The organism is Pseudomonas sp. Q1, assembly GCF_009935975.1.
Classification (GTDB): Bacteria; Pseudomonadota; Gammaproteobacteria; order Pseudomonadales; family Pseudomonadaceae; genus Aquipseudomonas; species Aquipseudomonas palleroniana.
In genome coordinates, this window is record NZ_QODI01000001.1 from 549,218 (window position 1) to 558,592 (window position 9,375).

General features: G+C 62.1%; 4 protein-coding genes. 3 read left to right on the forward strand and 1 reads right to left on the reverse strand.

Annotated elements, in window-relative coordinates; genetic code table 11:
- Positions 1-61 precede the first annotated feature (61 nt).
- Positions 62-1,075, forward strand: coding sequence for an AI-2E family transporter (locus tag DK870_RS02325; RefSeq protein WP_090367095.1), 1,014 nt, complete (start codon positions 62-64; stop codon positions 1,073-1,075).
- Positions 1,076-1,216: 141 nt separating this feature from the next.
- Here DK870_RS02325 and DK870_RS02330 read toward each other — a convergent pair whose 3' ends face one another.
- A complete protein-coding gene (locus DK870_RS02330) occupies positions 1,217-2,485 on the reverse strand; it encodes an Hsp70 family protein (protein ID WP_161547790.1) in 1,269 nt (422 codons plus the stop codon).
- Between the two features lie 239 nt (positions 2,486-2,724).
- Between DK870_RS02330 and DK870_RS02335 the strand changes: the two genes are divergently transcribed.
- Together DK870_RS02335 and DK870_RS02340 are read left to right on the forward strand one after the other, a co-directional pair.
- The gene (locus tag DK870_RS02335) at positions 2,725-3,663 is read left to right on the forward strand and encodes a DnaJ C-terminal domain-containing protein (RefSeq protein ID WP_090367094.1); all 939 of its coding nucleotides are present in this window, start codon (positions 2,725-2,727) and stop codon (positions 3,661-3,663) included.
- Positions 3,664-3,770: 107 nt separating this feature from the next.
- On the forward strand, positions 3,771-9,323 hold the full coding sequence (locus tag DK870_RS02340) for an NEL-type E3 ubiquitin ligase domain-containing protein (RefSeq protein ID WP_161547791.1): 5,553 nt from the start codon (positions 3,771-3,773) through the stop codon (positions 9,321-9,323).
- The last annotated feature ends 52 nt before the right edge of the window (positions 9,324-9,375 follow it).

Below are 9,375 nucleotides of genomic sequence, written 5' to 3' on the forward strand. Positions count from 1 at the left end.
CCGGGACGAGCGATTTCGTTCCGGCGGCAACATCCTTTAACGTCGTCCGTTTTGAGGCTGTATGCCAACGTTTTCTCAGCGTCACGTATTGTTGCTGGTCAGTTGCATCATCATTTTCGGCGGGTTGCTGCTGGTCCTGCCATTGAAACTACTGCCTAGCCTGCTGGCGGGTTTGCTGGTGTATGAGCTGGTCAATATGCTCACCCCGCAATTGCAACGGCTGATCGAAGGGCGACGTGCGCGTTGGCTCGCGGTGGCCTTGCTCGGCACATTGATCGTCAGCGTTCTGACGCTGATCTTCGCCGGTGCCATCAGCTTCCTGCTCCACGAAGCGGAAAACCCCGGGGCTTCCCTCGACAAATTCATGGGGGTGGTCGACCGCGCACGCGGCCAGTTGCCGCCGTTCCTCGATGCCTACCTGCCCGCCAGCGCCGCCGAGTTCCGCGTGGCCATCGGCGACTGGCTGAGCAAACACCTGAGCGAACTGCAACTGGTGGGCAAAGATGCCGCCCACATGTTCGTCACCCTACTGATCGGTATGGTGCTCGGTGCGATTATCGCCTTGCAGCGCGTGCCCGACCTGACCAAACGCAAACCCCTGGCCGCCGCGCTGTTCGACCGTCTGCACCTGCTGGTCCAGGCGTTTCGCAACATCGTATTCGCCCAGATCAAGATCGCCGCGCTCAACACCGCCTTCACCGCCGTGTTCCTGGCCGTGGTGCTGCCTTTGTGCGGCATCCACCTGCCGTTGACCAAGACCCTGATCGTACTGACCTTCCTGCTGGGCCTGCTGCCGGTGATCGGCAACCTGCTGTCCAACACCCTGATCACGATCGTGGCGTTGTCGCTGTCGATTTGGGTGGCGGTCGCGGCGTTGGGGTATCTGATCGTGATCCACAAGGTCGAGTACTTTCTCAACGCGCGCATTGTGGGCGGGCAGATCAGCGCCAAATCATGGGAGCTGCTGTTGGCGATGTTGGTATTCGAGGCGGCGTTCGGCTTGCCCGGCGTTGTAGCGGGGCCGATTTACTATGCGTATCTCAAGAGTGAGCTGAAGCTCGGGGGGATGGTTTAAGGCTTGTGCTGTCTGGGCCGGCCCCATCGGGAGCAAGTCGAATCGTCGCACCGCCCCTCCCACACTTTGACCTGTGAATACATTCAGAATGTGGGAGGGGGCTTGCTCCCGATGGGGGCGCCACGGTCTTCCAGCTGAAACTCAGTAGCCGTACCGCTTGCTGGCTTCAATCGCCAGGCCACTGCCGATACTGCCGAAGATATTCCCTTCCACATGCCGCGCCTTCGGCAGCATCGCCGAGATGCTGTGGCGCAGTGCCGGAATACCGCTGGAACCGCCGGTAAAGAACACCGTGTCCACCTGCTCGACGCCTACGCAGGCGTCGTTGAGCAACTGCGTCACGCTACCGCGCACCCGCTCCAGCAGGCTGTCGATGGACGACTCGAACAAGGCCCGGCTGAGGTCGACGCTCAGGCCTTTTTCGATACGGTCCAGTGGCACATGGCGGTTTTCTTCGTGGGTCAGCTGGATCTTGGTCTCTTCCACTTCCATCGCCAACCAGTGGCCGGCGCGCTGTTCGATCAGCTTGAACAGCCGGTCGATGCCGCCGGTGTCTTCGATGTCGTAGCGCATGCTGCCCAGCGCCAGTTGGGATTTTTGCGAGTACACCGAGTTGATGGTGTGCCAGGTCGCCAGGTTCATGTGATGGCTGGTGGGCATATAGGCACCGCTTTTCATGCGGCTGCCGTAGCCGAACAACGGCATCATGCCGGCCAGCGACAGTTGCTTGTCGAAGTCGGTGCCGCCGATGTGCACGCCGCCGGTGGCGAGGATGTCGGCGTGGCGATTATCGACGGTGCGGCGTTCCGGGCTCAGGCGCACCAGGGAAAAGTCTGAAGTACCGCCGCCGATGTCGACGATCAGCACCAACTCTTCTTTTTCGATGGTGGACTCGTAGTCGAATGCCGCCGCAATCGGTTCGTACTGGAACGAGACTTCCTTGAAGCCCAGCTTGCGCGCCACCTCCACCAGAGTGTCTTCGGCTTCTTTATCGGCCAGCGGGTCGTCATCGACGAAGAACACCGGGCGGCCCAGCACAACTTCCTCGAACTCGCGGCCGGCGGTGGCTTCGGCGCGATTCTTGAGCTGGCCGATAAACAGGCCCAGCAAGTCCTTGAACGGCATCGCAGTGCCCAGCACGCTGGTGTCGTGCTTGATCAGCTTGGACCCCAGCAGGCTCTTGAGCGAGCGCATCAAACGGCCTTCGTAGCCTTCGAGGTACTCGTGCAGGGCCAGGCGGCCGTAGACCGGACGACGTTCCTCGATGTTGAAGAACACCACCGACGGCAGGGTAATCTTGTCGTCTTCCAGCGCGATGAGCGTTTCCATGCCGGGGCGGATCCAGCCGACGGTGGAGTTGGACGTGCCGAAGTCGATGCCGCAGGCACGGGCTGGGGAGGGGCTGTTCATGGCTATCGGGTTCCGGTCGAAAAAACGGCCGCGCAGTGTATGCCAGTCGAAGGCGGATGCGTAGGCCAACGCTCTGTTAAATCGTGCTTGAAAGTGCGCAATTTGCCCCCACATCTGTTGCATACGGCAAGCGCCGATAACACTTTGACGCACTCCCAGGCCACAAGACTCAACAGGTGCAAAGCAGCGCACGTTGTGCCCCGGGCTGTGCGATCCCGATTTAGGATGGTGAACCGCCGATGGATTTCAAAGACTACTACAAGATATTGGGCGTTGAGCCGAGCGCGGACGACAAGGCAATCAAGGCCGCCTATCGCAAGCTCGCGCGCAAATATCACCCCGATGTAAGCAAGGAAAAAGACGCCGAGGAGAAATTCAAGGACGCGTCCGAAGCCTACGAGGCGCTCAAAAGCGCCGACAAACGTGCCGAGTACGATGAACTGCGCAAGTACGGCCAGCATGGCCAGCCGTTTCAGGGGCCGCCGGGCTGGCAGAGCCGTGGCGGTTTCGGCGGCGGCCAGGATGCGGGCGATTTTTCGGACTTCTTCAGCTCGATCTTCGGCTCGCGTGGCGACGCTTTCGGCGGTGGCCAGCGCCGACCTGCCGGGCGTAAAGGCCAGGACGTGGAGATGCAACTGACGGTGTCCCTCGAGGAGACGCTGTCTGCCGAGTCCAAGCAGATCAACTTCCAGGTGCCGCAATACGACGCCTCGGGCCGTCACGTCAGCAACACCACCAAGAGCCTGAATGTGAAGATTCCCGCCGGCGTGGCCGACGGCGAGCGCATCCGCCTCAAGGCGCAGGGCGCACCGGGTATTGGCGGCGGGGCCAATGGCGACCTGTACCTGATCATCAAGTTTGCACCGCACGCCAAATTTGAAGTGGACGGCGAAAACCTGGTGATCAACCTGCCGCTGGCGCCCTGGGAATTGGCGCTGGGTGCCGAGGTGGCGGTGCCGACCCTCACCGGCAAGATCAACCTCAAGGTGCCGGCCGGCAGCCAGAATGGCCAGCGCATGCGCGCCAAGGGCCACGGTTTGCTGAACAAGGCCGGGCAGCGGGGTTACCTGTTCGTGCAGCTCAAGGCGGTGATGCCGAAGGCGGCTGACGATGAGGTCAAGGCGCTGTGGCAGGAGCTGGCACAGAAAGCCGCGTTCAACCCGCGCGAAAACTTCTGATCCTCAGTGCAGCGCCCCGGCGGGGGCGCTGCATGGCGACAACTATCTACGCCCGCCCGCCGCTATTGACGTGATGTGCTAGCGCTCCCATCTACTGGAGCGACACCATGCCCGACGTCACCCGCCCTGCCGTTTCATCCGGCATTCACGGCGCTTTCCTCACGCGCGCCATCCCGCCCTGGTTTTCCCAGGCTCGCCTGCCCCGCCAGCAAGCACTGGCCGAGCATGCCCTGGTCATCCCCGCCTGGTACATCAAGGCCACTGCAGCACAAAAAAACGCCTTGGCCGCCAGCCATGCCAAATACCGCACGGTCTTCAATCAGGTCGACGCTACGCTTGCGACGATCCAGGATGTCCAGGCATTCGCCGAACCGCTGCTCAAGGCCGCGATCAAGGAGCGTTTCAAGCTCGATATAGACGTGCGCAACGTCTACCTGGCGCGCAAATTCGCGCCCGGCGCCCGTGATGACTTCTATAGTTTTTTCAGCTTTGACCGCACTCGCACATCGCCGCTGGATGAGGAGTACCGGGGCGTCTCATTGTTGGAGGTGGCCCTGGCCAACTTCCTGCCTGAAGAAGAACACCCGGCGCGCTGCGCAGATTGCGAAATCATCACCGGTTGGAGTGACTACGACGGTGAGGTCATTGCCGATTTTGCGGCGGTCAATTCCCTGGCCAAACCCATTGCGCCCGCCGCTTTCGCCAAACTGTGCCGCAGCCTGGATCTGGGTCGCCAGTATCAACAGCACATCAAGGCCATCCTGCAACCCAGGGGGGTGATTGAACGCCAGGCGCTCGCCGGTCAGCTGCAGGAGCACCAGCGCCAGCAATTGGCGCTCAGCACTGAAATCGCCCGGCAGCAATTTGCCAAGAAGCCCGACAGCGACCTGGTCGGCGCAGGGATCAGCAGCGCTGTTTACCTGATGCTCAAGCAGGTCCTGGTCGCCAATGCCGCCCCGACGCTGGACAGTCGCCCCGTCACTTTCGCCAACCTGCAGTTGCTCGGGGTGGAACTGGTCGGCCCGCTGTTGATCGGCCCCTCGCGCATCCGTGCGGCGCGCGTTGAGCGCCTGGCGGTGTATCTGCCCGATGACCCGCAGCAGCCACTGAAGGAGTACGCCAACCTGTACGAGTTCCTGACCGACCTGGGTGGTCGTCTGAAAGATACGGAGTACCGGCGCTATTTCAGCCGGTTCGTGCCGGTATCTCAACAAGGTGAGTTCTTTCGGCAGCTCAACGCCTTATATCAGGCGTCGCGGCTGCCTCAACCGCCTGACTGGCGGATGGGCGAAGCGACCATCAAGGGCGATCTGTGGCAGCACAGCTACCAGGCCAGTGTCGACAAGATACTGGCCGATGCCCGCGCCGTGGCAGTGCCCACCGATGACGAAGACGCCAAGGCCCGGGCAGCGCGAATGCAGGGATTCAAGGACGCCGTGGTCAGCGTGTTCAACCTGGCCTCCTTTGTGGTGCCGGGCCTGGGGCCGATCATGCTGGCGGTGGGCGCGGTGCAGATGTGCGAAGAAGTGTATGAAGGCATCGAAGCCTACGAACAAAGCGAAATCCGCGAAATGTGGGCGCACTTTTCCAGTATTGCGCTGAACGTGGCCATGCTTGCCACCGGCGCTACGGTACTGCCCCAAGTGCAAATGTCCGGCGTGGTGGATGCGCTCAGGCCGGTGATCCTGGCCGACGGCAAGCAAAAGCTGTGGCGGGCGGACCTGTCGGTGTATCACCAGGACCTCAAGCTTGAGGGCCAGGCCAACCCGCTGGGGCAGTATGCAGTCGCCGGCAAACATTATCTGCGCCTGGGCGACAAGGTGGTCGAGCACGCCTTTGATGAGTCGACGCAGCGCTGGCGCATCCAACACCCCAGCGATGCGCTGGCCTATCAACCGCCACTGGTGCATAACGGCGCCGGAGCCTGGCGCCAGGTGCATGAGCAGCCGCTGGCGTGGGACCGCCTGACGTTACTGCGGCGTATGGGGCCGATTGTCGACGGCTACAGTGACGCCGCGTTGCTCAGGGCCGCCGATATCAGCGGGGTCAGCGACAGCAGCCTGCGCAAGATGCATCTGGACAACGCCGCGCCGCCGCCTGAGTTGGCCGATACCCTGCGCCTGTTCGAGGCCGAACGAGGCGTGCAGCAGGTCTTGGCGCAGTTGGAGGGCAAGCAGCCGATCGATGAACGTTACCTGTACGCCCCGGCACTGGTCTGCGAATTACCGCGCTGGCCCGTGGGGCGAGTGCTGCAAGTGTTCGAGAACGCCGAGCTGAGCGGCCCTTCGATTCAATACGGCAGCCAGCATTTACCTTCGGGGAGCACGGCCAAGGCGCCGATCAAAATCAGCCGCGCTGACGTGCTCGGCGGCCAGCTACCGGTGCGTCTTCTGGCGTCCCTCGATGAGGCGCAAATCACCCGTTTACTGGGCGGTGAAGCGGCCCGCGTCGAAGCCGCCCGGCCCGAGGAGTTTCGCAAGCAGTTGGCCGACTTTGCCCGTACCCGCCAGCCGGCGTTGTTCGAAAGCCTCTACCAAGGCCGAGCGGCCAAGGACCCCGATGTACAGAAACTGCAGCGCCTGACCCCAGGTTTAAGCGAACCGGCGGCGCAAAGTGTGCTGGACCACGCCTCTGCCGAAGAATTGACCCGCTTGCGCACTACGCGCGCGCCTCTGTCACTGTTGGAACAATCACGTTGGCATGCACGCCAGGGGCGCATCAGCCGAGCACTGGCCGGATTGCATATGGACAACCTGGCCGCTACCGACAGCAAACGCCTGGCCCTGCATGCCCTGGGTCAATTGCCGGGCTGGCCGGACGACCTGCGCCTGGAAATCCGCGACGGCGGCATCGATGGGCAGTTGATTGCAGGCGTTGGTGACATCCGTGCCACGCAGCGCAAATACCTGGTCAAGAAAGGCCCGTCCTACCAGGCCTTCAACGAGCGTGGCGAAACCCTCAACAGCGTACCGAGGGACAACGACAACTTTTACCCTTCGCTGATGCATGCCTTGCCCGACGCAGCCCGCCAGGCCCTGGGCATTGCCGAGGTGGCCCGCAGTGCCGAGTTGCGCCAGGCGATCACCGAGTATGCGCTCGCCCACCCGGCCGACGCGGTGCAGGTCCTCGACAGGCACCTGCCGCGCTTGCGACCGCCGCAGCGTATCGGCCGGATGCGTTTGGGCTACCCGGCCAGTGGTCGTGGGGAAGGGCAAGCGCCGGCACTGGTCAGACGAGTGCGGGACGTTTACCCGCAACTGACGGAGCAGCAGGCCAACGGGTTTATTCTCGAACAACTGCGCACGGGTAAGAGCAACTCGCAAATTCTCAGCCTGCTTGATGATCGCCTGAGCGAATGGCAACGCCTGGAAGCCAGGCTCGACCAGTGGGTTGCCGCACGTGGTGGTAACCGCAGAAGCAAGCAGCGCGCAGCACTGAGCATCAAGGACAGTTGGCGCAACGCGCCGCTGGCCGCCGAAGACCCACGCTATACGGCACTGGATATCTCGGCCCAGGATCGACTGCCGGCGTTATTGGATGTCGATTTTTCCCATGTGCGTAAGTTGCGGATTAGCGGGGATACCCCGACGGATCGCGACATCAACCAGATGCTGGAGCGTTTTCCCAATGTGCGTGAACTCAGGTTGGATGTGCCCTCGGAGCGTGTACCCCATCTACCCTCGGGCCTGTATCGCCTGCCCGAGCTGAGGGCGCTGACCCTCGACGGCCTCGTAGAGTTCGAACCCCAAGCGGCCGCCGAATTGGCGAGCCTGGTCAACCTGCATTCGCTCAAGCTGCATCGCGTACTCACCTCGTTCGATCATCTGGACGTTCGCCCGTTGACCCAGCTGCGCGAACTGACGATTTCCGACACCCACCAGGGCCACTTTCCAGAAAGCACGTTGGACCTGCCTCAACTCGAACGCCTGAACTTGCAATACGCGACCGTGCGGCAATTACCTGCGCGTCTGCTCCAGCCGGGGCATGAAAAGCTTTGGGCGGGCCTGTCGCTGGACTGGTCGAAATTGACGCGAGAAAACTTCAAACCGGCGTATGAGTACATCAAGAACCACCCCCAGCACGAGGTCGACCTGGAGCAGATGGTGGCCGGGCATGCCATGGGCCAGATCGAGCGAATGGGCCAGTTCATTGCGCCGGTCACATACCACCCGAGCTCGCGTCTGTATGTCTTGATCGACAGGATTGTCGATCGCTGGCCGGACGCCCAGGCCCGCTTCGAAGCCGTCGAGGCGTTCAGCGATGAATACGCAGCGCAGTTGCGTGAACTGGAGCAATGGCATGACAGCGGGACGTCGGTGGCCGTGAGGCTGGGCAGGCAACAAACGATGCGGATGTTCATGGCTTGTTGGATTGAAGGCTTGATGAAGCGCTACGACGTGCCAGGGGTTTCCACGAGCCTGGACCTCTCCGGCGTACCCACTGACGAACTGCGGGACCTGCCTGTCCTCAGCGGTGATTTCTCCCATGTGACTGAGCTGGAAATGGGGGCGGATCGGTCTCTTTGGCAGTTGAACTACGATTTTCGCAACAGCTTTTCCAGCGTGCCGCCTCTGGATACCGGCCCGGCATCGGAGCCTTTGGGCTGGGCAATTGGGATTCCACGGCCTGACTACCACATTGATAGCGTGGAGGATTCGCCTCTCGGGAGCCCCCTGTCCGGTCCTCGTGCAATGAGACCGATGCAGCCCGCAAGGACCCTGCCGGATATTGAACCGGATAGCGATGAAGAGACCTTGGGAACTCATGTGTCATCTGCTCAAGGCTACGAGGTGCTTGCGCAGGATGACTCCGGTAGTTCGGAGTTGTTACCCTGGGTCTTCAGTTTGTCTTTGCCCGAAACTCACGTGCGCAGCAAGCAGTGGCTGCAATTGGCAAGCGAGCCCGACAATCGGGCGTTTTTCCATTTGCTGGCCCGGCTGCGGTTATCCGCAGACTATCGCGCGGACTCCGACGACCTGACCCGCCGCGTATGGACGGTGATTGAGGCCGCCACTGCCAATACCGAATTGCGTCAATTGCTGTTCAGCCTGTCGAGCACGCACGGTACCTGCGCGGACGGACGCATGCTGACCTTCAGCGAGCTGGAAGTGAAGGTGTTCGAGTACCAGGCGGTACAGGCGATCGACCCGCATGACCTGCCGGCCAGAGGCGCGGCATTGCTGCGCCTGTCACGGCGCCTGTTTCGCCTGGGCGAGGTGGAGAAACTGGCGGATGGGGTGGCGGGGCCGCATGTGGACAAGGCCGAAGTGCGCCTTGAATACCGCCTTGGCCTCAAGGTCCCACTGGACTTGCCCGGGCAGCCGCAGGGCATGCTGTCCGGCCAGCCCATTCGGGGGCAGGTGCTGAAACAGGCGATTGAAATCGTACAGCAGGCCGAACAGGGCGAGCCGTTTTACGAAGACCTGATCAGCCGCAGCTACTGGGTGGATTACCTCCAGGCCAGATACCTCGAGTCGTTCGACACCCTCGAGCGCGAGTCCGAGCAGCGTCGCTCGCGCCTGGAGGATGAGCATCAGGCCCTGGACGAAGCCTACGGTGCGGCGGTGACCGCGCTGCAGATCGAACTCGACACCACGCGCAACCAACGGCTGCTGGCCTTATCACGCCAGGAAGTCGCAGCTCTCGAGGCCACCGCCTGAGGCGGCAGTTCAGTGCCGCTGTGCGGTAAGCAGGCACTGTGGCGCACGGTCG

What these genes read in the sequence shown, in the direction of transcription:
- DK870_RS02330 (WP_161547790.1), bottom strand. Translation starts at nt 2,485, where the DNA reads ATGAACAGCCCCTCCCCAGCCCGTGCCTGCGGCATCGACTTCGGCACG.
- DK870_RS02325 (WP_090367095.1), top strand. Translation starts at nt 62, where the DNA reads ATGCCAACGTTTTCTCAGCGTCACGTATTGTTGCTGGTCAGTTGCATC.
- DK870_RS02340 (WP_161547791.1), top strand. Translation starts at nt 3,771, where the DNA reads ATGCCCGACGTCACCCGCCCTGCCGTTTCATCCGGCATTCACGGCGCT.
- DK870_RS02335 (WP_090367094.1), top strand. Translation starts at nt 2,725, where the DNA reads ATGGATTTCAAAGACTACTACAAGATATTGGGCGTTGAGCCGAGCGCG.